This is a genomic window from Mycobacterium sp. DL440 (genome assembly GCF_011745145.1).
Lineage (GTDB): Bacteria > Actinomycetota > Actinomycetes > Mycobacteriales > Mycobacteriaceae > Mycobacterium.
Map to the genome: position 1 here is coordinate 5,047,467 of NZ_CP050191.1, position 23,474 is coordinate 5,070,940.

The window sequence follows — 23,474 nt, forward strand, 5'->3', positions numbered from 1 at the left end:
GGGTTGTGAGGTACGGTACTACCAGGTACCAGGCAGCGCAAGGGGGTTGGACTCGATGACCTACCGGTTGCGCTTGCTCGACGGACTCGCCACGGCGATCAACGACAAGGGCTATCGCGAGACCACGGTGGCCGACATCGTCCGCCACGCCCGCACGTCCAAGCGCACGTTCTACGACCAGTTCGGCACCAAGGAAGACGGCTTCCTTGAGCTGTTGCGCGCCAACAACGCCGCGCTCGTCGACCGCATCCAGGCCGCCGTCGACCCCGAGGCGTCGTGGCCGGACCAGATCGGACAGGCCGTGGGCGCCTATGTCGACCACATCGCGTCCGCCCCGGCCATCACCCTGAGCTGGATCCGCGAACTGCCCGCACTGGGCAGCAGGGCGCGACCGCTGCAACGCGAAGCCCTGCGGGAGCTGACCGATCTGCTGATCGAGCTCAGCAGCAGCGCGGGCTTCCGGCGCGCCGGCCTGCCCAGGCTCACCGAGCCGATGGCCATCATCCTGCTGGGCGGTCTACGCGAATTGACCGCGCTGATCGTCGAGGACGGCGGGGACATCCGGGAGATCTACGGGCCCGCGGTCGCCGCATCGACGGCGATCATGACTGCGAATTCAGCTCAGCACCAACCGCGCTGACTTCTCCAACCGCTGTGAGACACCGGCATAGGACTCATACCCCATCCCGGCCCACACCAGGGTGCCGGTGTAGAGCAACTCGAGCGCTTCGATCACGTCGAGATCCACATCGGGACCCAGCGCCGAGACCAACCGGCCCCGGATGTCGGCCCCGATGCGCTGCCGCAGCGCCTCCACATCGGGATCCTTGCCGAGCAGGGCGTTGGTCACCGCGCCGGCGAACTCCGGTTCGCCGGCCAACAGCGATGCGATGTGCTGGAGCACCTCGACCACCCGGGTGGCCGGATCGGCCGACTCGTGCGCGGCCGGTGGGGCGGCGGAGAGCCTGCGCCAGAACACCTCGGCCACGAGATGTTCCTTGGAGGAGAAGTAGGTGTATGCGGTCGCCGCCCCGACCCCGGCCTCGGCGGCCACGCGGCGCACGGTCAGCCCGGCGAATCCGTCCCGGCTGATCAGCTGCAAAGCCGCCTGTCCCAGCCGCTCCACGGTGTCGGCCTGCCGTGCGCTCAGGCGGCGGCGCGTCGACTCCAGGGCCGCATCAGACACGTGTCCGGACGCTACTACAACAGCCCCTGGCCAGCAACGGTAGGTTGGGCATTCATGAGCACCGCTGACACCACCCTGCCGCCCCGCGCCGAGCGCTTGTTCACCCTTGCCGAGCAGGTCACCGGTTTCATGCCGGCCGACGAGGGGCACGCCCTCTACGGCGCCGGAGTGCGCTATCTCGGGGGCGGGGTCGGGGTCGAGATCGGCACCTATTGCGGCAAGTCGACGGTGATGCTGGGAGCGGCCGCGCAGGAGACGGGCTCGGTGATCTACACCGTCGACCATCACCACGGCTCGGAAGAGCATCAGGCCGGCTGGGAGTACCACGACAACACCATGGTGGATCCTGTGACCGGACTGTTCGACACGCTTCCGACGATGCGCCACACCCTGGACGCCGCCGGCCTGGACGAGCATGTGGTCGCCGTGGTCGGCCGCTCGCCCGTGGTGGCCCGCGGCTGGCGAACGCCGTTGCGGCTGTTGTTCATCGACGGTGGCCACACCGAGGAGGCGGCGCAGCGGGACTTCGACGGCTGGGCCCGCTGGGTCGAGGTGGGCGGCGCGCTGATCATCCACGACGTGTTCCCCGATCCCAACGACGGCGGCCAGGCGCCGTTCCACATCTACCAACGCGCCCTGGCGACCGGTGCCTTCGACGAGGTCACGGCGATGGGGTCGATGCGGGTGCTGGAACGGACCTCAGGCGAACCGGGCGTGCTCGACTAGGCCAACGCCAGACTTCGAACTAGATCGGGTGTGGTTCAAGGGGGTGTTTGAGGGGTATAGTTACGGGTGAAATCACCGGGTGTTATCGAATGGAGGTGTGGAATGGCCGTCCTGACCGCCTCCGCAGCCGAGCAGCTCGATTTCGAGGCGACATCACTAACGATCAGCGAGATTGCGGAGTACCTGCAGTACACGGTGGGCCAGCGGGTCGCTGCGGCGATCGCCGGCCTGGCCGACGCGAAGCAAATTGGCCGCTACGCTCGTTCCCATTCTCGTCCGCACGGCACTACCGAGCGACGCCTGAGGGAGGGCTACAAAGTCATCCGGATGCTCGCCGACGCCTATGACGCGACCACCGCAAAGGCATGGCTGTTCGGCACAAACAGTCGCCTGGACGACCAAGCCCCGATCGAGGTGCTGGGCGCAGCGACTGAGTCCGTAGATTTCACGATGGTCGTACAAGCCGCTCGACAGGTGGCTAGCTTTCAAGGGTGAGTGAAACCATCCGGACCCGACCATTGTGGCGGGTCGGCTATCACGCCGCGCCGTTGGAATTCACGCCACTGGACATCTACGCGTTCAATCATCGGTTCGATGACACTGCCGAGCTACATCGTTTCCGCACAATGTATTTCGCTGACTTTCAGGAGACCTGCCTGCGCGAGGTACTAGCGGACTTCCGCCCGAACCTGGCAGCCATCCAACGCCATATCGCTCGGTACGGGCCCGGCGCCGTCGACGACATTCCGACGGCGCCAGTAACTGCGAAATGGCGACGAGAGAACGTCCTCGTGTCCGCCACACTCGCACTACACGGCGGGTTGGTCGACTTATTCGACCCCGCTACCCGGCAGGCACTGGAAGGTCGTCACCGGGCGCTGCTCGTCGCCCATGACATGGAACACCTTGACCTCCACGAAATTACGGCCAAACGTCGTATCGTTACCCAGACCATCGCTGGCGACCTCTTCGAACAAGGTGCCGCGGGCGTGCGGTTTCCATCTCGGCTCGATGGCGGTACGTGCATCGCGCTGTTCGAGCATAGAGGTATGCCTCGGCAGGCCGGCCCTGTCATGGCCCTGACAGACCCCGCGCCCGGAGCTTTGACAACGGTAGCGAGCGAGTGGAATCTACAAATGGAGCGAGCACAGTAGCGTAGCTGGACTAGCGGTCACCGGCCTTCCGGCCCGCCACGCACTCACAGTCGTACTCGCCCTCCAGGCCGCGTGGCAGCCCGACACCCCGGAAGATGCCGCTGGCCGCGGTAGTCGAGGACAACGCGTCGGCAGCCAGGATCATGGCCGCACCGGTCCAGGTGGTGCGTTCCTCGGGCCAGCGCTTGCCGTCGGCGAAAACCAGGCCGGTCCAATAAGATCCGTCGTTCTCGCGGAGGTGCTGCATGGCCGCGAACTGCTCGCCGGCCCGCCGGGTATCACCAATTGCGTCCAGGGCCATCACCAGTTCGCAGGTCTCCGCACCGGTGACCCAGGGCCGGTGATCGACGCACCGGATGCCCAGTCCGGGCACCACGAAATCTTGCCAACGGTCGTCGATCCGCGCTCGGGCAGCCGCCCCGAGCAGCGCACCGCCGAGCACGGGGTAGTACCACTCCATCGCGTGGGTGTCCTTGGCGGAGAACGCCTCAGGATGAGCGGCGATGGCGTGGCCGAGGCGCCCGACGGCGACCTCCCATTCCGGCTGGGGGTCGTCGAGATAGTCGGCGAGCGCCAGGCCGCACCGGATGCTGTGGTACACACTTGCGCAACCGGTCAGCAACGCCTCCTCCACCACCCCGGACGGACTTGCGGCCCAGTAGATCTCGCCGCCCGAGGCCTGCAGACCCAGCACGAAATCGAGTGCCCGGGTCACCACCGGCCACATCAACTCGGCGAAGGCGCGGTCCCCGGTGATCAGCACGTGATGCCAGACGCCGGTGGCCACGTAGGCACAGAAGTTGCTGTCGCTGTTGGCGTCCTCGATGACCCCGTTGCGCAGTTGGATCGGCCAGGAGCCGTCGGCACGCTGCACGGTGCGGCACCAGTCGAAGGCCGCGCGAGCCGGTTCGATCAACCCGGCCACGGTCAGGGCCATGGCGTTCTCCACGTGGTCCCACGGGTCGGTATGGCCGCCGTCGAACCACGGCAGGGCGCCGGAGGATTCCTGGGTCGCGGCGATTGATCGAGCCGTCTGCAGGCAGTCTTCCGGTGTCAAAACTCCGGGCACACCGGGGATCTCAGGAGCTAGCACAGCTGGGGCCTACCCGTTGAATTCAGGCTTGCGGAAGTAAAGTGCCACGCTCTTGCCGATCACCGGGTTCAGCACCGACTCGGCGGTGCGGGTGAGCCACGGTCGGCCCATCATGTCCCACACCAGCAGCTGGTGGTAGGCCTTGACCGCAGGGTGGTCGTTCTTCTCAGTGCCGACAAGACATTTGAGCCACCAGTACGGCGAGTGCAGTGCGTGCTCGTGGTGCGTGTGGGTGAGCGTGAGCCCGTGCGCCAGGACCTTGTCGCGTAGCTCGTCGGCCTTGTAGATGCGGATGTGACCGCCCTCGTTGGCGTGGTACTCGTCCGACAGCAGCCAGCACAGCTTCTCCGGGAGCCAGCGTGGCACCGTGATGGCCAGCGAGCCACCGGGTTTGAGGATACGCACCAGTTCGGCGATGGCCCGGTCGTCCTGCGGGACGTGCTCCAGGATCTCCGAGGCGATGACGCAGTCGAAGCTGGCGTCGGTATACGGCAGGTCGAGTGCGTCACCTTTGACGGCCTCACCCTTGGCCGACAGCGGGACCTCGCCCTCTTCCCGCATGGCCTGCAGCATCGTGTCGACGTCATTGAGATCTGATTCGCTCTGATCGAAGCCGACGACAGACGCCCCGCGCCGGTAGGCCTCGAACGTGTGCCGGCCCGCGCCGCAGCCGACGTCGATCACCGTGGTGCCGGGACCGACACCGAGGCGGTCGAAATCGACGGTCAGCATTGCGTTTCCTTCATTTCTGCTCCTCGCGTGCGCGGCCTACCCACCCGCTCGCGGGCCATCTCGTATACCGATACCGTCTGTGCGGCAACGGATTCCCAACTGAAGACATCAAGCGCCCGCTGTCGCCCGGCGGCACCGAGCTTGCGGCGCTCCAACGGCGAGTCGAGCAGTTCACCGAGCACCGCGGTGAGCTCGTCAACATCGGCGGGGCGCACCAACCGGGCGCAGGCACCGTCGTCACCGACCACTTCGGGCAGTGCACCCGTGCGGCTGGCCACGATCGGGGTGCCGCTGGCCATGGCTTCCACGGCGGGCAGCGAGAAGCCCTCGTAGAGCGACGGGATGCAGGCCACCTCCGCGGAGGCCAGCAGCGAGGCGAGCTCCCCATCACTCAGCCCGCTGGAACTGTGCACGATGTCGGAAATGCCAAGTTCGGCAATGAGTTTCTCGGTCGGCCCGTTCGGTTCGAGCTTGGACACCAACTGCACATCGAGATCGCGTGCCACCCGCAGCCGGGCCACCGCGTGCAGTAGATGGCTGACCCCTTTGAGCGGGACGTCGGCGCTGGCGATCGCGATGATGCGCCCGCTCACCCGGCGGTCGCTGGGCTTGAACAGTTCGGTGTCCACCCCGAGCGGCACGATGTGCAGCTGATTCGGCGTCACCCCGAAGTCCTCGGCGATGTCGGCGGCCGAGGACGACGACACGGTGAGCAACTCGGGGATCCTGCGGGCCACCTTCTTCTGCATCTCGGCGAACCCGTACCAGCGCCGAACCAGCGGCTTGCGCCACCACTTGGCAGCGGCGATCTCGACCACCCGGTCGCGGGTGATCGGGTGGTGCACGGTCGCGACGACCGGCAGGCCGAGGCCGGCGATCTTCAACAGTGCCGAGCCCAGGCTCTGGTTGTCGTGGACCACGTCGAACTCGTCGCGGCGCGCCGCGAGGATCCGGGCGACGCGCATGGTGAACGTCCGGGGCTCCGGGAACCCGGCGCTCCACATCGTGCCCAGTTCCAGAGCGTCGATATGGTCGCGGATCTCACTGGGCCTGGGCACGCGGAACGGGTCCGGTTCGCGATAGAGATCGAGGCTGGGAACCTTGGTCAGCGCGACCCGCGGATCCAGACCCTCGGGATACGGCTGACCGGAGAACACCTCGACGTCATGGCCGAGTTCGGCGAGCCCGCGGCTCAGATAGCGCACATAGACGCCCTGACCACCGCAATGAGTCTTGCTCCGATAGGACAGCAACGCGATACGCATAAGAAATCACCCGACGGCCGGAATCGTGCTGAGCTGGGAATACACGCTCACGCGTCGACTCCGAACCCTCTGGACATGTGTCCAGACTATAGTTTGACCTGCTATCCAACGCAACGCGTCGGCCAGCGCTCAGGCCGGAGGAAAGCCACCCGTGGCAACGGGACCCCAGTGCGTGGGTGTGATCCGGATCAGGCACTTGCCCTGGTCCAGCATCGCCTGCCGGTACTCATCCCAATCGGGGTGTTCGCCGGCGACCGCGCGGAAGTAGTCGACGAGCGGTTCCACCGCGTCAGGCAGGCCGATCACCTCGGCGTCGCCGTCGACTTGCACATACGGTCCGTTGAACTCCTCGGACAGCACCGTCACGCTGGCCCGGGGCGTGCGCCGGAGGTTGGCTGCCTTCGCCCGCTGCGGGTAACTTGCGATCACGATGCGCCCCTGCTCGTCGACCCCGCCGGTCACCGGCGAGGTCTGCAGCGAGCCGTCGGCCCGGAACGTGGTGAGCACCATGTGGTGGCGTGGGCGCACGAAGTCCAGGAGTTCGTCAATTCCCACGGTGTCGGCGGTCGCATACTTTCGGGCCATGCCTCGACGGTAGTCAAGTTGTCGGCCAAGGCAATCGGGGCAGGCATCACAGCGATCCGGTCATCTGATCGATCAATTCCTGCCATCGGAACTAAAGCTCCTGAGCTGCCGGTTTTACCTGGCATCTGGCCGCGTATCGAGACGCCGCCAACCAGAAGAGGAGGACGATCCCGTGCGAAACACAATCGGAAAGTCGCGAGTCGTCGCCGCGGCCATGAGCGGGCTGGCAGCTGTCGTCATCGGATTGGCCGGGCCGGCCGTCGCCCCCGCGACAGCGGCACCCAACGGCCCCAGCAACGCTCAACAGACCATCAAAGAGCTGCAGTCCCAGGGTTACACGGTGATCGTCAACCGGGTGGGTTCGTCACCGCTGGACCAGGCGGCGGTCGTGGCCGTGCGGCCGGGTCCCAACTTCAGCCGCACCGACACCCTGAGCGCCGTCACGCAGCGCACCGTTTACGTCGACGTCAAGTAGCAGACAGCCACTGCCATCGCCGTCGATAATGATCCGATGGCAGTGAAGATGGACGACCTGCTGGGCAGCGAGTTGGGTGCGCTGCGATACCAGCCCACTACCAAACGAATTCGGGTCTGCCTGGGCGGTGAGCCGGTGGCCGACACCGGCAAGGCGGTCCTCGTCTGGGAGCCGCGCCGGGTGGTCCCGACGTATGCGGTGCCGCGTTCGGCATTGACGGCACAACTGGTTCCGGCGGGCGGGGACGTGGGCGACGACGAGATCCCGGGCTTCCTGGATCCTTCGGTGCCCTTCACCGCGCACACCTGCCCGGGCACAGCGTTCGACGTCATCGCCGGCGACGAAACCGGCGCGGCCGCAGCCTTTCAGCCCGACGACGCAGATCTGAACGGCTATCTGATCCTGGATTTCTCGACCTTCGAATGGCGTGAGGAAGACGAGGCGATCGTCGCGCACCCGCACGACCCGTTCCACCGGATCGACATCCGGCGCAGTCGTCGACGTATCCGCGTCGAACTCGACGGACGGGTGTTGGCCGAATCGTGCGATCCCATGCTGCTATTCGAGACCGGGCTCCCCACCCGCTACTACCTCCCCCGCGAAGACGTCGCCACCGCACTCGTGGTGAGCAACACCGTCACGTACTGCGCGTACAAGGGCCGGGCCACCTACTACTCCGCTCCCGGCGGAGCCTCCGATCTGGCCTGGGCCTATCACGAGCCGCTTATCGACGCGGTGCCGGTCGGCGACCGCATCTGTTTCTTCGACGAGCACGTCGATGTTTTCGCGGACGACGAGCGGGTGGATCGTCCCGTCACACCGTGGAGCAAGCGGTAACGGTAAAACGGAACGTCTGTTTGCGGCCGCCCGGTTCTGGCAACATCTGTCACCGATACCACTGTCAGTTGACCGGAGGTCATGATGGGCTCAACGGACGTCACGCTCACCGCGGCCACCGGTACTGAAGGCGGTGGGGCCGCGCTCGACCAGGTGATCGGCATGTCGGTGGTCGCCCTGATCGTCACCATCGCGCTGCTGTGGATCGGGTATCTGCACCGCAACCGGCGCATCACCTGGCTCAACAATTTCGCCGAGTGGTTGGGCCGCAAGTTCCACCGCCCGCCGTGGGTGGCGCTGCAGGTGTTCCTCTTCACCGCGACCATCATCTGCGCGCTGTTCGGCTTCATCTGGGATGTCAGCCTGCACATCGGCAAGGGACGCGACGCCGGCCCGCTCGCCAACCCCGCGCACTATTTCATCCTGATCGGGCTCTTCCTGCTCTTCATTGCCGGCTCGATGGCCATCGTGCTGCCCTACGACAAGCCCGGGCCGGCAGCCATCCGGATCACCCGCAGTTGGTACGCCCCGGTGGGTGGTGTGCTGATGGCGCTGTGTGGCCTGTATGCCCTCATCGGTTTCCCGCTCGACGACATCTGGCACCGCATCTTCGGCCAGGATGTCACCCTCTGGGGCCCAACCCATTTGATGCTCATCGGCGGCGCCGGGTTGTCGTTGATCGCCGTGCTGCTGCTCGAGCATGAGGGCCGGGTGGCGATGGGACCGGACGCAGGCGAGGACAGCAAGTTCAACAAGTTCCTCTACTTTCTGTCCTTCGGCGGTCTGTTCATCGGCCTGTCGGTGTTCCAGATCGAATACGACTTCGGCGTCGAGCAGTTCCGCTTGGTGCTGCAGCCCATGATGATCGCCGCGGCGGCGGCCTTGGCGGCGGTCGCCGCGCGGCTCGTGCTCGGCCCCGGCGCGGCCTTGATCGCCGCCGGGTTCGCCATCGTGCTGCGCGGGGCGGTGGCCTTCGTCGTCGGCCCGGTACTCGGAGGCCCGATCAGTTGGTTTGCCCTGTATCTCGGCCCCGCACTGGTGGTCGAACTCATCGCACTGACCCCACTTGTCAAACGCCCCATGCTCTTTGGTGCCGTGAGCGGACTCGGCGTCGCCACCGTCGGGCTGTGGCTCGAATCGTTGTGGATCGGCGCGGTATACCACTATCCGTGGCCGACCAGCATGTGGGGCGAGGCGCTGGCCATGGCAATTCCGGTGGCGATCGCCATGGGCCTGTGTGGCGCGCTACTGGCCCTGGTCCTTACCGGTCAGCCACTGCCCCGTCCCGCGGTGGGGATCTCCATCGTGGTGGCGACCGTGCTGGTGATCGGGGGCGCGGTGGCCAACGGGCTGCGCACCGAGGTTCCCGAAAACGCCAGCGCCACCATTACTTTGACCGACCTGCCGGCTCACAACGGGCAGCGCACGGCATCGGCTGATGTCCAGATCACCCCGGCCGGCCTGGTCAGCGACAACCCGGAGTGGGTGTCGATCCTGGCGTGGCAGGGTGGCCTGGCCAACGATCGCGGCCTGATGATCGACCGGTTGGAGAAGGTGGGCCCGGACCACTACCGCTCGACGCGGCCTATCCCGGTATCCGGGAAATGGAAGACCCTGCTGCGCGTGCAGGACGGAACGACCATGACCGGTGTACCGATCTTCCTGCCCGCCGACCCGGGCATCGGTGCCACCGAGACCCCGGCGCTGAGCTCGAGCAGCCGTGAGTTCGTTCAGGAGCTCACGATTCTGCAGCGTGAACGCAACCTGGATCCTCCGTCGTGGCTGTACAACGTGGCGTCACTGGTGGTGCTGGTGTGCACGCTGATCCTGATCGCCGGACTGACCTGGGGGGCGGGCCGGATCAACGCCCGGGAGCTGGCTGCGGGCCGTGAACCCGCCGAGCTCACATGACGTATCAGGCCGACCACACATTGCTGCTGGCCTTGCCCGCGTTCGCGCCTGCTCTGGTCGTTGTCGGCGTCGTGGTGTACGTCGCCATGCGGGACCGCCGCGGCGAGCCGCGTAGTGACGACGGCGGCGAGCCGCGTAGTGACGACGGCGGCGAGCCGCGTAGTGACGACGGCGGCGAGCCGCGTAATGACGACAGCGGTCGTGAGGGCGGAGACGTTCAAGATGAAGGTACGGACTCCTCAGGCGAAGATGGTTCACCGTGATCAACCTCAAAAGCAGTGTCATCGTCCTGGCGTCCGCCCTCGCCCTGGTGACGGCCGGTTGTGGCGGCTCCGGCGACTCTCAGAAGGCCGACGGCTCAGCCGGTTCGGCCACTCCCTCGGCGACCACCGTCGGTCCATCGGACATGACCAACCAACAGCAGGCCCCCGCCCGGCTGCTGATCGACGTCACCATCAAGGCCGGCCAGGTCACCCCGACCAACGAGCAGCTGAAGGGCAGGGTCGGCCAGCCGATCGTGGTGCGGGTCAACAGCGACGCCGCCGACGAGCTGCACGTGCACTCGAATCCCGAACACAGCTTCAAGATCGAGGCACGTAACGGTCAGCAGTTCCAGTTCACCGTCGACGTGCCCGGCACCGTCGACATCGAGCTGCATCACCTGAACCGCACGATCGCCAGCGTGCAAGTGCAGCAGTGACGCCCGCGTCGACCGCTCTTCTGGCCCACGGTCTGGGCGGTTCGACCGACCTCCCGATTCCCTACACGTATGCGCTGATCGGTGCGGCGTGGACGCTGACGTTCACCTTCGCGGTGGTGGCGCTGGCCTGGCGCCGGCCCCGGTTCGATCCGGACAAGCCGGGTCTGCGGCTGCCGTCCTGGGTGACGACGGCGGTGGACTCCCCCGTGACCCGGTGGGGCGTGGGCCTGCTCTCGCTCGCATTGACCGCCTGGGTGGCCTACACCGGGTTCGCCCGGCCGCCGGGTGCCAATCCGTTGCCGGGTGTCTTCTACGTCCTGCTGTGGGTGGGGTTGGTCGCCGCCTCGGTGCTGTTCGGCCCGGCGTGGCGGCTGATCTCGCCGGTACGTGCGTTGTCCCGGTTCCTACCGATGGGTGGCCGAAGCTATCCCAACCGGCTCGGCTACTGGCCGGCGGCCGCAGGGCTGTTCGCGTTCGTGTGGCTGGAGTTGGCCAGCCCGGATCCGGGATCGGTTGTGGCCATTCGCATCTGGCTGCTGTTCTACCTCGTGGTGACGCTCGCCGGCGCGTGGTGCTGCGGTCAGCGCTGGCTGGAAAGCGCCGACCCGTTCGAGGTGTACAGCACGGTCGCATCGAAGCTCTCGCCGCTGCGCCGTCACGACGGCCGGTTCGTGCTCGGCAACCCGTTCGATCACCTGCCGTCTCTGACGGTGCGGCCGGGGCTGGTCGCCGTGCTGGCGGTACTGCTCGGATCCACTGCGTTCGACAGCTTCTCGGCGATGCCGCAGTGGCGCAACTTCGTCGACGCGCATTCGGGATCGCCGCTGGGCTCCAGCCTGATCCGCACCGCGGGTCTGCTGGTGTTCGCCTCCGCGGTGGCGGTCACGTTCTGGGCGGCCACCCGCACCACGGGCGGGGTCGATCGCGAGCTGCGACGGAAATTACCTGGGCTGATGGCGCATTCGCTGATCCCGATCGTCATCGGCTATGTGTTCGCGCACTACCTGTCCTATCTGGTCGAGCGCGGCCAGCAGACGGTGATCCTGCTGTTCGGGCTCCATGATCTGCAGGTCAGCTACTTCCTGTCCAGTCACCCGACGCTCTTGGCCAGTCTCAAGGTCGGGTTCGTCCTGGCCGGTCACGTGGCCGGCGTGATCGCCGCGCACGACCGGGCCCTGCGCCTGCTGCCGAAGCAGCATCAGCTCACCGGCCAGCTCGCCACCATGCTGGTGATGGTCGGCTACACCTTCACCGGGCTGTACCTGCTGTTCGGCGGGTAGCGTCGGGACCATGTCGTCCAGGCAGACCCGGGCACTCGTCGTCGTCGATGTGCAGAACGATTTCTGTGAGGGTGGCTCACTGGCGGTCGGCGGTGGTTCAGCGGTGGCGCGGGGCATCACCGCACTGCTGGCCACCGATCACGGGTACGACCATGTGGTGGCCACCAAGGATTTCCACATCGACCCGGGTGAGCATTTCTCCGACACCCCTGACTACCGGACGTCGTGGCCGCGGCACTGCGTCGCCGATACCGCGGGGGCGGCGTTCCACCCCGATCTCGATGCGACCACGGTGGAGGCGGTGTTCGAGAAGGGCCACCGTTCGGCCGCCTACAGCGGGTTCGAAGGGGTCGACGCTTCCGGGACACCGCTGGCGGACTGGCTGGCCGAGCGCGGCGTCGAGGCGGTCGACGTGGTGGGCATCGCCACCGACTACTGCGTCGCGGCCACCGCCGCCGACGCGGTGAAGGCGGGGCTGCACACCCGCGTGCTGACCAGGCTGACCGCAGGCGTCGCCCCCGAGAGCAGCACTGCGGCGCTGGCCGAATTGCGTTCCGCCGGGGTGGAAATCACTTAGTGGGGTCGACGGGCCGGCCCGTCCAGCGCGGGTCCCGATGCTCGACGTAGGCACGCACACCTTCGCGCGCGTCGTCGTGTGCCATCAACTGCAGGTGTATCTCGGTCTCGCGGGCGCCGACCCCCGCGCGGTCGAGGTCATACGAATCCCACAGCAGCCGCTTGCTGGCCGCGACCGACATCGGCGCGGTGTTGACCGCGATGTCGTGTGCCAACTCCAACGCCGCGGGCAGCACCTGCTCAGCCGGGAGCACGCGGCTGCCCAGGCCCAGTTCGACCGCGCGATGTCCGTCGAACGTGGCTCCGGTCAACAGGATCTCCGCGGCATTGGCCAGGCCCACCAGCCGGGGCAGCACCCAGTGCGAGTAGGCGTCGCCGACCATGCCGCGCCGGACCTGCACCACGCCGTACCGGGCATCGGCAGCGAAAAACCGGACGTCGCACTGCAACGCCAGGGTCAGCCCGATGCCGATGGCGTGTCCGTTGACCGCAGCGATCACCGGCTTGTCCAGGGTCCAGGCCGGCACAGCCAGGCCGGCAGCGCTGAACTCCTGCCCCGGTTCGGTGAACGTCTGCTCCCCCGCGCCGAGATCCGCGCCGGCGCAGAACGCCGGCGGAGCCCCGGTCAGCACGATCGCCCGGATCGCATCGTCCGCGTCGCACCGCAGGTAGGCGTCGGCCAACTCCTCGCGCATCCCACCACCGAAAGCGTTGCGCTGCTGCGGACGGTCCAGCGTGATGATCGCGACAGAATTGTCGACGGTGACCCGCACCGTCCGGTACTCGGGCAGATCAGCGCTGATGGTCACGGCTGACTGTACCGCCGCAGATTCACCCGGCCGCAGGTCCCCGAGCGCCGTATCGTCGATTTTGTGACCTCCACGGATCAAGCTGACCGAAGCGCGCTGGAAACGTGGCGGGGCAAGCCCTACCCGCTGGGGGCGACCTATGACGGCTCGGGTACCAATTTCGCGTTGTTCAGCGAGGTGGCCGACCGGGTCGAACTGTGCCTGTTCGATCCCGACGACTCCGGAGCGCTGCGGGAGACCCGGGTGACGCTGCCCGAGGTCGACGGATTCGTCTGGCACGGCTTCATTCCCGGGATCGAGCCGGGCCAGCGCTACGGCTACCGGGTGCACGGCCCCTACGATCCGGCGTCCGGGCAGCGCTGCAACCCGAACAAGCTCGTGCTCGACCCGTATGCCAAGGCCATCGAAGGTGCCTTCGACTGGGATCAGCCGCTCTTCTCGTACAACTTCGACGACCCGGACAGCCGCAACGACGACGATTCTGCGCCCAACATGCCGAAAGCCGTGGTGATCAATCCGTACTTCGACTGGGGCGTCGACCACCCGCCCAGTCACGAGTACGCCGACACCGTCATCTACGAAGCTCACGTCAAGGGCCTCACCCAGACCCACCCGGACATTCCCGAGCAGCTACGCGGAACCTATGCGGCTGTCGCACACCCGGTCATCGTCGAACATCTGAAAGCACTGCGGGTCAATGCGATCGAGCTGATGCCAGTGCACCACTTCGTGGATGATTCCACGCTCGCCGCCGCGGGTTTGTCGAACTACTGGGGGTACAACACGATCGGGTTCCTGGCACCGGAACCGCGCTACAGTTCGGCCGGTACCCCCGGCGGCCACGTCCAGGAATTCAAGGCCATGGTGCGCGAACTGCACGCCAACGGCATCGAGGTGATCCTCGACGTCGTCTACAACCACACCGCCGAGGGCAACCACCTCGGGCCGACGCTGTCGATGCGCGGTATCGACAACGCCGCCTACTACCGACTGGTCGACGACGACAAGCGGTATTACATGGACTACACCGGTACCGGCAACAGTCTCAACGTCGGCCATCCCCATTCGCTGCAACTGATCATGGACTCGTTGCGCTACTGGGTCACCGAGATGCATGTCGACGGGTTTCGCTTCGACCTGGCCGCCACGCTGGCCCGCGAGTTCTATGACGTGGACCGGCTGAGCGCCTTCTTCGAACTGGTGCAACAGGATCCGATCGTCAGCCAGGTCAAGCTGATCGCCGAGCCGTGGGATGTCGGGCCAGGCGGCTACCAGGTGGGCAACTTCCCGCCGCAGTGGACGGAGTGGAACGGCAAGTTCCGCGACACCGTACGCGACTATTGGCGCGGCGAGCCGGCCACGCTGGACGAGTTCGCCTACCGGTTGACCGGTTCAGCGGATCTGTACGAGCAGACCGGCCGTCGACCGTTCGCCTCGATCAACTTCGTCACCGCTCATGACGGCTTCACGTTGCGTGACCTGGTGTCCTACAACGAAAAACACAACCAGGCCAACGGCGAGGACAACCGCGACGGGGAGAGCAACAACAAGTCGTGGAACTGCGGAGCCGAAGGTCCGTCGGAGGATCCGGAGATCACCACGCTGCGCGCCCGGCAGCAACGCAACTTCCTAGCCACTCTGCTGCTCTCCCAGGGGGTGCCGATGCTCTCGCACGGCGATGAGTTGGGCCGCACCCAGCGCGGAAACAACAACGTCTACTGCCAGGACAACGACATCTCCTGGATCGATTGGGCCACAGCTGATCTCGACCTGATCGAGTTCACCCGATCGGTGTCGGCGCTGCGCGCCGCGCATCCGGTGTTCCGCCGCCGCAGGTTCTTCGACGGCCGACCGGTACGCGACGCGGGCGCAGACGGAATGCCCGACATCGCCTGGTTCGCACCCGATGGCTCTGACATGACCGCCGAGGACTGGGAAACCGGGTACGCCAAGTCGGTGGCCATGTACCTCAACGGGCAGGGCATCGCCGACCCGGATGTTCGAGGCCAGCGTGTGGTCGACGACTCGTTCCTGCTGTGCTTCAACGCGCACTATGAGCCGATCGAGTTCGCGTTACCACCGGAGCAATTCGGCGCCCGCTGGATTCCGGCGATCAGCACTTCGGCAAACTCCACGCGCGACGCGGCCCCGGCCGGCAACACCGTCCGCGTGGATGCCCGCGCCATCCTGGTGTTGCAGGCCGAATCAGATTGAGCGTCAATTCAAAGCGTTGCTCATCGGTCGGATGTCCCTGCCCTAACCAGGAAGTCTGGTACCTTGAAGATGTAGCAGCCGTGGCCGCCTAAGTAGACGTTGAGCGCTTGTTCGATGTCACCGGCCGGGCGGGCTGGGGGGTACGAGCCGAAGAGCGGCGGCAACTACCCTGCGGCCACGGCTGCGGCGTCTCAGCGGGTTTGCCGCGACGCTTCCAACCTCATTCAAATCGGTTTCTCATCGCGCCCCTAACATTCACTCATCTTAAATACCTCTGCAACAGAGGTATTGTGGAGCGCATGGAAGACCGGAGCGATCTTGTCGGCGAGTTGTTCACTGTCGTCGGCCGGTTCCGCAGGCAGTTGCGCCGGTCCACCGGAGGCGGATTCGATGCCACTGGGTTGACCCAGTCACAGGGCGAACTGTTGCGCCTCGTCGGCCGGCGGCCCGACATCTCGGTGCGGGAAGCCGCCGCCGAACTCAGCCTGGTGCCCAACTCCGCGTCCACGCTGGTGTCACGACTTGTGACCGACGGGCTGCTCACCAGAACCACCGACGACTCGGATCGACGGGTGGTCCGGTTGCGGCTCACCCCGCCGGCGCAGGCGATCGCCGACGAGTCAAGGGCGGCCCGCCGGGCCGCGCTGTCCGCCGTGCTGGCGCAACTCGACGACAGCCAGATCAACGACCTGGCAAACGGATTGGATGTCATGACCGAACTGACGCGACTCCTGCACGACGACGAGAAGGGGGAGGTATGACCGGGCAGACCCCGGCCATCGACTGCCGGCACCTGACCCATCGTTACGGCACCTTCACCGCGGTCGACGACCTCACCCTGCTGGTCCATCGCGGCGAGACGCTGGGCCTGCTCGGCCCCAACGGCGCGGGCAAGACCACAGCGGTGCGGGTGCTGACCACCCTGACGCCGGTGCAGGAGGGCGAGGTCCGGATCTTCGGCCTCGACGCCGACCGGCACACCATGGACATCCGGCACAACATCGGCTATGTCCCGCAACAACTCTCGATCGAATCAGCGCTGACGGGCCGACAGAACGTCGAGTTGTTCGCGCGCCTGTACGACGTGCCGCGGGCCGAACGCGCCGACCGGGTGGATCAGGCACTGGAGTCGATGCAACTGCTCGATGTCGCCGGTGCCGTGGCGGGCACGTACTCCGGAGGCATGGTCCGCCGCCTCGAGCTGGCCCAGGCACTGGTCAACCGTCCGCTGTTGCTGATCCTCGACGAGCCCACGGTCGGGCTGGATCCCATCGCCCGCGACAGCGTCTGGGCACAGGTCGGCCAGATGCAGGCCGAGTTCGGGACGACAGTGCTGCTCACCACGCACTACATGGGTGAAGCCGACGCCCTGTGCGACCGGGTGGCGCTGATGCACCATGGCCGGTTGCAGGCGCTCGGCACGCCCACCGAATTGAAGGAGGAGGTATTGAAGGCCACCGACGCCCAAGCCGCCACTCTCGAGGACGTCTTCCGGCACTACGCCGGGTCAGACCTGACCGATGCCGGGCACCAACCCGGCGGCATTCGTGAGGTTCGGTCGACCCGCAGGACGGCCCGCCGTGTCAGCTGAAGCCCTGGTCCTGGCCCCGCGCGGGATGCGCCGAGTCCGCGCGATGGCATTACGAATGTCGGCCTTCGCCCTGGTCGAACTGCAGAAGCTGCGCCACGACCGCACCGAGTTGTTCACCCGCATGGTCCAGCCCGCGTTGTGGTTGTTGATCTTCGGTCAGACGTTCAGCCGGCTGCGCCTGGTCGACACCGGCGGCGTGCCCTACCTGGCCTTTCTGGCACCCGGCATCATCGCCCAGTCGGCGCTGTTCATCTCGATCTTCTACGGCATCCAGATCATCTGGGACCGTGACGCGGGCATCCTGGCCAAGCTCATGGTGACACCCGCGCCGGCCTCCGCACTGGTGGCGGGCAAGGCATTCGCTGCCGGGGTGCGCTCGGTGGTGCAGGTGGTCGGGGTGGTGCTGCTGGCCTATCTGATGGGCATCGCGATGACGGTCAATCCGCTGCGCATTCTGGCCGCGATGGCCGTGGTGGCACTCGGTGCGGCATTCTTCGCCTGCCTGTCGATGACGCTGGCCGGGTTGGTGCGCAAGCGGGACCGGCTGATGGGCATCGGCCAGGCGATCACCATGCCGTTGTTCTTCGCGTCCAACGCCCTCTACCCCGTCGACATGATGCCGACCTGGCTGCGCTGGCTGTCGACCGTCAACCCCCTCAGTTACGAGGTCAATGCGCTGCGCGGGCTGCTGATCGGCACCCCGACCAACTGGGCGCTCGACATCGGTGTGCTGATCGCGTCGGCGGTTCTCGGCGTGGTCGTCGCCTCGTTGCTGTTGCGCCGCCTGGTCCGCTGACGGCGAGCCGTCGATCGGGTCCTGACGGCGAGCCGTCGATCGGGTCCTGACGGCGAGCCGTCGATCGGGTCCTGACGGCGAGCCGCCCATGCTCCCTACAAGGGAACGATCATTAGAATCGGACGCTGACTCGTGAACCGATCGGAGGTTTCACCCGTGACTGAGCCACGTTACGAAGTTGTCGCGCGCGAACTTCGGCTGCAGATCCTGCGCCAGGAATATGCCGTCGGGAGCTCTTTACCGAGCGAGAGCACGCTGTGCACACAGTTCGGAGTGTCGCGGGGCCCGGTCCGGCAGGCGTTGGCCATGTTGAAGAACGAAGGGCTGGTATCGGTATCGCGGGGTAAGCCCGCGGTGGTGCGCAGCTTCGACACCACCCAGACACTCGACACATTCACACCTTTCACTCAGTGGGCGCGGCTGACCGGGCGTACAGCGGGCAGCCGGACGGTGGAGGTCGCTCGCCGGCGGGTGACCGAACCCGCCCGCGCCGCGCTGGGTCTCGCCGACGGCGACTTCGTCGTCGACTTGTTGCGGCTACGTCTGCTCGACGACGAGCCGACGATGTTGGAGCGAGCCACCTACACCGATGAGGTCGGCTCGTTGTTGTTCGATTTCGACACTGACTCCGGATCAATCACCGATTACCTCACCTCGCGTGGCGTGCGGTTCGAGTCGATGCGCCACGTACTCGATGCGGTCGCGGCCGACTCAGTTGACCGTGACAATCTCGGAATTGACTTTGGCGCACCGCTTTTGCGAGAACGCCGGTGCTCCTGGAATGCCGAGGGGCAAGCCTTCGAATATGCCGACGACCGGTATCGACCCGATCGAGTTGCGTTCAGCATCATCAACTCACGCACCATCGACCCGCGCGACGTAATGGACGCGTCGGGTCGAGGGCTCGGCCTCACTCGCCCGCAGGCATCCGGCTCCAGTGCGGAACAAGCAGGCACATCGAGATGAACGCGGCAGCGGCAAAGCTGTAGAAGAGTGCCTCTACGCCGAGGTATCCAGGCAGCAGCCCGCCGAGAATCGCACCAACCGAGCCGCATCCGTTGATCACCCCGGACGCGGCACCTGCGTGCTTGGAGGTGCCGAAGTCGACTGCGGCGAGGCCGTACATCGCGTCCGCGGCATAGACGGTCAGCCCGATCACGCTGAGCAGCACCACCATCAACCACATGTTGGCACTTGCAGTGAGCGGACCGAACAGCGCCAGCGCGACCGTCAGCGCTCCGAGGCTCAACACACAGGGCGGCACCCTGCGTGCTTTGAACATCGTGTCCGAGATCCGGCCGATCAGCACCGGCGCGATGACTCCGGCTATTCCGAATGCGACCGGGATGGTGATCGCCTCGAAAAAGCCCGCATCGGGTAGCCGCTCGGCGACGATCACCGGCCCCCACAGCAGAATTGCGTACCGGGCGGGCTTGAGGAGGAAGTACGACACACCGAACGTGAACACCATGCGGTCTTTGATGACCGTCAAGAAGATCTCCCGCATCGACTTCGACGGTTCGGCGATAGCCTCGGCGCCCTGCTCGACGGGTGGCAGTTCTTCGCCGGAGTGGTATTCCTCGATCGGCTCGAGTCCCACGTCGGTCGGCGAGTTTCGTTGGAACAGTAGGACCATCACGAACACCCCGGCGACCACGACCGCCCCCGTGAAGAATGCGATGCGCCAGTTGTCGAACACCGCGTACGCGACCCAGCCCAGGAACGGTCCCGCGACCAGACCGCCGAAGGCGTAATTGGTGCTCCACCAGCCCAGCACCCGGCCCCGCTCCCGGACGGAGAAGAACTGGGCGATGTTCTTCAGGGTGCCGGACCAGCCGGTTGATTGAGCCAGACCCTGCACGATCATCAACGGCACCAGGAAAACCAACGCCGGCAGCAGACCCATGAACAGCGCGGCGATCGCCGACATCGCCAGACCACCGAGCAGGACGATCCGCGGCCCGAACCGGTCGGACACCGAGCCCCACACGAACTGCCCGACCGCGTAGGCGGCCAGGTACAACGCGTCCAGATTGGCCAGGGTGCTCTTGGTCAACGTGGTGTGCAGCAGAGGATCTTCGAGGATGCCGAGCTTGGCCACCGAGAACGTCTGGCGGGTGAAGTAAAAGCCGGCGTAGACCAGCCAGGTGACGGCGAAGATCTGACGCCGCCACCGTTCGTACTGCGGCTTGGTGCGTGAGGTGGAGGCAAGAGCGTGGGACATGGCGGACTCCTCGCTGCAAGAGATAAGAACATGGAAGTGCTGTCTCGGTAAGGCAATTCATTCGTTCGATCGGTGGCCGCCGCGGCAGAATCGCGGCGGCCACAGGTGCGGGAGGGTCGGTCGCTGGAGTCAGCCCAGGATGTCGAGCAACGCCGGCAGATCAGCCACACTGTCGATGACGTGGGTGGCGCCGGCAGCCAGCAACTGCTCGTCGTTGTGTGCGCCGGTACGCACCCCCACCACAGCCAATGCGCCGGCGCGGACCCCACTGAGCACATCGGAGGCGGTGTCGCCGACCACGACCATCTGACGCACCGACTCGGCTCCGGCACGGATCAAAGCGGCCAGCGCCATGTCCGGGAAGGGCCGTCCCCGGAGCCCGTCCCCTGGGCACAACACGACGTCGGCGAGGTCGCCCCAGCCCAGCGTGTCGATGATCGCCTGCTGCGTCTCGTGAGCGAATCCGGTTGTCAGGGCAGTCTTTACACCTCGGGCACGCAATCCGCCGATGACTTCGGCCGCACCTGGGATCTGGGTGCACCGGCCTTCTGACACCAGCCGGGCATAACCCGTCTCGAAGGCCTTGTTGGCATCCTGCGCCCGCTCTTCATTGCCACCGCTGAGGTGCCGGAACACCTCGATCTTCGATTGGCCCATGGTGTCGGTGACGTAGCGCAGCATGTCCTCCCGTTCTGCGGGGGTGCGCGACAGTCCGGCGTGCTCATCGGCCATCAGGAAGGCCTGCTGCACGAGCCCGGAGTCCTCGACGGTAGTGCCGGCCATATCGAACACGACCAGTTGGACTGTCATCAGTTTTCTCCTTGAGTTGGTTGGTTCGACAACTGAATTCATGCAGTGACGGGGACGTCGTGGTCGCTCAGCGCGCGCTCGACGCTTTCTTCGGCCAGCCCCATCGAGGTGGTCATACCGATTCCGGTGGTCACCGTGAGCAGATGCACGCCCGGCACCGGCTCCTCGATGAGGAACTCCTTGTCGGGAGCGGACGAGTAGACGCCCTGCCAGCGTTCGGTCACGGTCACCGGGACCCCGAACAGCGCCTCAGCCTCATCGATCAGTGCGGCGAATCCGCGTTCGGACTGGAATGGTGAGGCCGAGGTCTCCCTGGCATGGGTGTCGCCGATGAGCACCGTCCCGTCGGGCTGCGGGGTGTACATCTGATGGAGGTCGAGTTCGGCGTATTCCGGGTATTGCTGGTGAAGTCGTTGCAGCACAGAAGGCTTGGCCGCCAAGCCGTCGAATCCGGAGTATCGGACCAGGGACCAGCCGGTGAACAGGGGTGCCGGCAATGCGAACGGCAAGGGCAGTCGGGCACGCAACATGTGCAGCTGACAACGTTGCAGGCCGTCACGGTCCGCATACTCCGGGAACAGCCGGTCCACGTCGTAGTTGACCGCCACGAAGATGTGCTCACCGACCACGTCGCCGCGTGACGTCTGCACCGTCCCTGGCCCGAATCCGGTTGCGGCAGTGCGCCAGTAGAAGTCTGCTCCGGCGCCCTGTAGCCAGTTGGCGATCGTCGGCGCCGCGGTTCTGGGATCGACCTGTAGGTCGTTGAGCATGTGCATGCCGCCGGTGACGCCCTCGCCGCGGATCGGCAAGCGCTCGAGGACTCGGCGGCGGTCGAGCACCTGCACTTCGTCCGGTCCGCGCAGTGCGGCGAACTCCTCCATGAGGGCCAGCTCGTCGTCGTGCCGGGCGACGCACAGCGTGCCGGGTTCGGCGGCCCAGAACCCGGCGCTGCGGGCCAGATTGAGCCAGTGCTGCCGGCCGGCGCGGGCGTATCGCAGGGCCTGACCTGCCTGGGCGGTGATGCAGGCGTGTCCGAAGTTCTGTACCGAGGCACCGGTGACTCGGTCTGCCTGTTCAATCACCGCGACGGACAGGCCACGGTTCACTGCGTGATACGCGTGGGCCAGCCCGACTATGCCCGCTCCGACCACTACGACGTCGTAGCGCTTGTGGTTTCGCATGCCTCACAGCGTGGCCTCTGTCACACTTAGTTGTCAATACATGTTTCGTTAAATCGGCACTAATACATATAGGACAGTGGGACCAGAGGGTTTCGCTCCTCCGAACTCGCCAACCAACCGGATGGTTTACTGTGCAGTCAGATCCACCGACAGGGAGACGGTCATGCAACTGGCGCTCACACCGGAGGAAGCAGCTTTCCGCGATGAGCTGCGCACCTTCTATAGGACGAAGATCCCCGCCGAGCTTCGCGAACAGAATCGGCTTGGGTTACCCCTCGGCAAAGAGGGCATCGTCACTGCGCACAAGATCCTGCACGAGCACGGGCTGGCGGTCCCCAACTGGCCCGTCGAGTGGGGCGGCAAGGACTGGACCCCCAACCAGCATCAGATCTGGCTCGACGAGATGCAGTTGGCCAGCGTCCCCGAGCCGCTGACCTTCAACGCCAGGATGGTCGGCCCGGTGATCGCCGAGTTCGGCTCGCAGGAGGTCAAGGAGCGCTTCCTGCCGCCGACCGCCGCACTCGACATCTGGTGGTGCCAGGGCTTCTCCGAGCCCGAGGCCGGCTCCGACCTGGCCTCCCTGCGCACCACCGCGATCCGCGACGGGGACACCTACGTCGTCAACGGCCAGAAGACGTGGACGACGCTCGGCCAGCACGCGGACTGGATCTTCTGCCTGGTCCGCACCGACCCGCAGGCCCCCAAGAAGCAGGCCGGCATCTCGTTCCTGCTCTTCGAAATGGACACCCCCGGCGTCACGCTGCGTCCGATCAAGCTGATCGACGGCAGCTACGAGGTCAACGAGGTGTTCTTCGAAGACGTCCGGGTGCCCGCCAACCAACTCGTCGGCGAGGAGAACCAGGGCTGGACCTACGCCAAGTTCCTGCTCGGCAACGAGCGGACCGGCATCGCCCAGGTGGCCCGGACCAAGGTTCGCCTCGCCGAGGTGAAGGAACGCGCCGCGGCCAATGGCCTGCTGGCCGATCCGCTGTTCGCCGCGCGCCTGGCCGAGGCCGAAAACGACGTGCTGGCACTGGAGGTCACCCAGATGCGGGTCACCTCGGATTCCGCCGACGGCAAGCCCAGCCCGGCATCCTCGGTGCTCAAGCTGCGCGGTAGCCAGCTGCAGCAGACCGCCACCGAGCTGCTCGTCGAGGTGGCCGGTGCCGACGCGCTGCCCTACGAAGCCGGCGACATCGCCTCACCTGAATGGGCCCAGCACGCCGCCCCGCACTACCTCAACTACCGCAAGACGTCGATCTACGGCGGTAGCAACGAGGTGCAGCGCACCATCATCTCGTCCACCATTCTCGGATTGTGAGTTGAGCC

Annotated in this window: 26 protein-coding genes; 17 read left to right on the forward strand and 9 right to left on the reverse strand. The window is 66.1% G+C overall.

What is annotated here, in order from left to right; all coding sequences use genetic code 11:
• The first annotated feature begins 55 nt into the window (after positions 1-55).
• Complete coding sequence (locus tag HBE63_RS24605) at positions 56-640, forward strand: TetR/AcrR family transcriptional regulator (RefSeq protein ID WP_166907104.1); 585 nt, start codon at positions 56-58, stop codon at positions 638-640.
• Here HBE63_RS24605 and HBE63_RS24610 read toward each other — a convergent pair.
• Complete coding sequence (locus HBE63_RS24610) at positions 617-1,186, reverse strand: TetR/AcrR family transcriptional regulator (RefSeq protein ID WP_166907105.1); 570 nt, start codon at positions 1,184-1,186, stop codon at positions 617-619. The two genes, HBE63_RS24605 and HBE63_RS24610, sit on opposite strands and share 24 nt — an antisense overlap.
• A 54-nt stretch (positions 1,187-1,240) precedes the next feature.
• On the opposite strand from HBE63_RS24610, the gene HBE63_RS24615 reads away from it, so the two are divergent.
• The 3 genes from HBE63_RS24615 to HBE63_RS24625 all read left to right on the forward strand — a co-directional run bounded on the left by HBE63_RS24615 (position 1,241) and on the right by HBE63_RS24625 (position 3,066).
• Positions 1,241-1,912 carry a class I SAM-dependent methyltransferase gene (locus tag HBE63_RS24615; RefSeq protein ID WP_166907106.1) on the forward strand — a complete coding sequence of 224 codons (672 nt, stop codon included), beginning with the start codon at positions 1,241-1,243 and terminating at the stop codon, positions 1,910-1,912.
• Between the two features lie 102 nt (positions 1,913-2,014).
• Positions 2,015-2,407 (forward strand): XRE family transcriptional regulator, encoded by a 393-nt coding sequence (locus HBE63_RS24620; RefSeq protein ID WP_166907107.1) that lies wholly within the window; start codon positions 2,015-2,017, stop codon positions 2,405-2,407.
• Positions 2,404-3,066, forward strand: coding sequence for an RES family NAD+ phosphorylase (locus HBE63_RS24625; RefSeq protein ID WP_166907109.1), 663 nt, complete (start codon positions 2,404-2,406; stop codon positions 3,064-3,066). Before HBE63_RS24620 ends, HBE63_RS24625 begins: the two co-directional genes overlap by 4 nt.
• Before the next feature lie 10 nt (positions 3,067-3,076).
• On the opposite strand, the gene HBE63_RS24630 is transcribed toward HBE63_RS24625, so the two are convergent.
• The 4 genes from HBE63_RS24630 to HBE63_RS24645 all read right to left on the reverse strand — a co-directional run bounded on the left by HBE63_RS24630 (position 3,077) and on the right by HBE63_RS24645 (position 6,741).
• Entirely contained in the window at positions 3,077-4,159 is a 1,083-nt protein-coding gene (locus HBE63_RS24630) for a prenyltransferase (RefSeq protein WP_208301200.1), read from the reverse strand.
• 9 nt (positions 4,160-4,168) lie between these two features.
• Complete coding sequence (locus HBE63_RS24635) at positions 4,169-4,891, reverse strand: class I SAM-dependent methyltransferase (RefSeq protein WP_166907111.1); 723 nt, start codon at positions 4,889-4,891, stop codon at positions 4,169-4,171.
• Positions 4,885-6,156, reverse strand: a complete 1,272-nt coding sequence (locus HBE63_RS24640) for a glycosyltransferase family 4 protein (RefSeq protein ID WP_166907113.1) — start codon at positions 6,154-6,156, stop codon at positions 4,885-4,887. The genes HBE63_RS24635 and HBE63_RS24640 overlap by 7 nt, the downstream gene beginning before the upstream one ends.
• A gap of 129 nt (positions 6,157-6,285) precedes the next feature.
• A complete protein-coding gene (locus HBE63_RS24645; protein WP_166907116.1) occupies positions 6,286-6,741 on the reverse strand; it encodes a PPOX class F420-dependent oxidoreductase in 456 nt (151 codons plus the stop codon).
• Between the two features lie 214 nt (positions 6,742-6,955).
• Between HBE63_RS24645 and HBE63_RS24650 the strand changes: the two genes are divergently transcribed.
• From HBE63_RS24650 to HBE63_RS24680, 7 genes are all read left to right on the forward strand, one after another.
• On the forward strand, positions 6,956-7,216 hold the full coding sequence (locus tag HBE63_RS24650; protein WP_166910157.1) for a hypothetical protein: 261 nt from the start codon (positions 6,956-6,958) through the stop codon (positions 7,214-7,216).
• A 36-nt stretch (positions 7,217-7,252) separates the two neighbouring features.
• Positions 7,253-8,053 (forward strand): DUF427 domain-containing protein, encoded by an 801-nt coding sequence (locus HBE63_RS24655; protein ID WP_166907117.1) that lies wholly within the window; start codon positions 7,253-7,255, stop codon positions 8,051-8,053.
• Positions 8,054-8,137: 84 nt separating this feature from the next.
• On the forward strand, positions 8,138-9,964 hold the full coding sequence (locus tag HBE63_RS24660; protein WP_208301201.1) for a hypothetical protein: 1,827 nt from the start codon (positions 8,138-8,140) through the stop codon (positions 9,962-9,964).
• Positions 9,961-10,227 (forward strand): hypothetical protein, encoded by a 267-nt coding sequence (locus tag HBE63_RS24665; RefSeq protein ID WP_166907120.1) that lies wholly within the window; start codon positions 9,961-9,963, stop codon positions 10,225-10,227. The genes HBE63_RS24660 and HBE63_RS24665 overlap by 4 nt, the downstream gene beginning before the upstream one ends.
• Positions 10,224-10,664: a hypothetical protein gene (locus tag HBE63_RS24670; protein ID WP_166907122.1), complete on the forward strand. Its 441-nt coding sequence runs from the start codon at positions 10,224-10,226 to the stop codon at positions 10,662-10,664. The genes HBE63_RS24665 and HBE63_RS24670 overlap by 4 nt, the downstream gene beginning before the upstream one ends.
• Positions 10,661-11,944 (forward strand): hypothetical protein, encoded by a 1,284-nt coding sequence (locus tag HBE63_RS24675; protein ID WP_166907124.1) that lies wholly within the window; start codon positions 10,661-10,663, stop codon positions 11,942-11,944. Before HBE63_RS24670 ends, HBE63_RS24675 begins: the two co-directional genes overlap by 4 nt.
• 10 nt (positions 11,945-11,954) lie before the next feature.
• Positions 11,955-12,521 (forward strand): isochorismatase family protein, encoded by a 567-nt coding sequence (locus HBE63_RS24680; protein WP_166907126.1) that lies wholly within the window; start codon positions 11,955-11,957, stop codon positions 12,519-12,521.
• Here HBE63_RS24680 and HBE63_RS24685 read toward each other — a convergent pair.
• Positions 12,514-13,329, reverse strand: coding sequence for an enoyl-CoA hydratase/isomerase family protein (locus tag HBE63_RS24685; RefSeq protein WP_166907128.1), 816 nt, complete (start codon positions 13,327-13,329; stop codon positions 12,514-12,516). The two genes, HBE63_RS24680 and HBE63_RS24685, sit on opposite strands and share 8 nt — an antisense overlap.
• A gap of 96 nt (positions 13,330-13,425) precedes the next feature.
• Between HBE63_RS24685 and glgX the strand changes: the two genes are divergently transcribed.
• The 5 genes from glgX (at position 13,426) to HBE63_RS24710 (ending at position 18,896) form a co-directional block, all read left to right on the forward strand.
• The gene (gene glgX / locus HBE63_RS24690) at positions 13,426-15,543 is read left to right on the forward strand and encodes a glycogen debranching protein GlgX (protein WP_166910158.1); all 2,118 of its coding nucleotides are present in this window, start codon (positions 13,426-13,428) and stop codon (positions 15,541-15,543) included.
• Between the two features lie 299 nt (positions 15,544-15,842).
• On the forward strand, positions 15,843-16,304 hold the full coding sequence (locus HBE63_RS24695; RefSeq protein ID WP_166907130.1) for a MarR family winged helix-turn-helix transcriptional regulator: 462 nt from the start codon (positions 15,843-15,845) through the stop codon (positions 16,302-16,304).
• Entirely contained in the window at positions 16,301-17,134 is an 834-nt protein-coding gene (locus HBE63_RS24700; protein ID WP_166907132.1) for an ATP-binding cassette domain-containing protein, read from the forward strand. Before HBE63_RS24695 ends, HBE63_RS24700 begins: the two co-directional genes overlap by 4 nt.
• Positions 17,135-17,177: 43 nt before the next feature.
• Positions 17,178-17,930, forward strand: a complete 753-nt coding sequence (locus tag HBE63_RS24705) for an ABC transporter permease (RefSeq protein ID WP_243858777.1) — start codon at positions 17,178-17,180, stop codon at positions 17,928-17,930.
• A gap of 156 nt (positions 17,931-18,086) precedes the next feature.
• Positions 18,087-18,896: a GntR family transcriptional regulator gene (locus HBE63_RS24710; RefSeq protein WP_166907134.1), complete on the forward strand. Its 810-nt coding sequence runs from the start codon at positions 18,087-18,089 to the stop codon at positions 18,894-18,896.
• Here the strand turns inward: HBE63_RS24710 and HBE63_RS24715 are convergent.
• The 3 genes from HBE63_RS24715 to HBE63_RS24725 form a co-directional block, all read right to left on the reverse strand.
• On the reverse strand, positions 18,841-20,154 hold the full coding sequence (locus tag HBE63_RS24715) for an MFS transporter (RefSeq protein ID WP_166907136.1): 1,314 nt from the start codon (positions 20,152-20,154) through the stop codon (positions 18,841-18,843). The two genes, HBE63_RS24710 and HBE63_RS24715, sit on opposite strands and share 56 nt — an antisense overlap.
• Positions 20,155-20,283: 129 nt before the next feature.
• The gene (locus tag HBE63_RS24720; RefSeq protein ID WP_166907138.1) at positions 20,284-20,964 is read right to left on the reverse strand and encodes a phosphonatase-like hydrolase; all 681 of its coding nucleotides are present in this window, start codon (positions 20,962-20,964) and stop codon (positions 20,284-20,286) included.
• A 38-nt stretch (positions 20,965-21,002) separates the two neighbouring features.
• Positions 21,003-22,145, reverse strand: a complete 1,143-nt coding sequence (locus HBE63_RS24725) for a TIGR03364 family FAD-dependent oxidoreductase (RefSeq protein WP_166907140.1) — start codon at positions 22,143-22,145, stop codon at positions 21,003-21,005.
• A 163-nt stretch (positions 22,146-22,308) separates the two neighbouring features.
• On the opposite strand from HBE63_RS24725, the gene HBE63_RS24730 reads away from it, so the two are divergent.
• Complete coding sequence (locus HBE63_RS24730; RefSeq protein WP_166907141.1) at positions 22,309-23,466, forward strand: acyl-CoA dehydrogenase family protein; 1,158 nt, start codon at positions 22,309-22,311, stop codon at positions 23,464-23,466.
• The last annotated feature ends 8 nt before the right edge of the window (positions 23,467-23,474 follow it).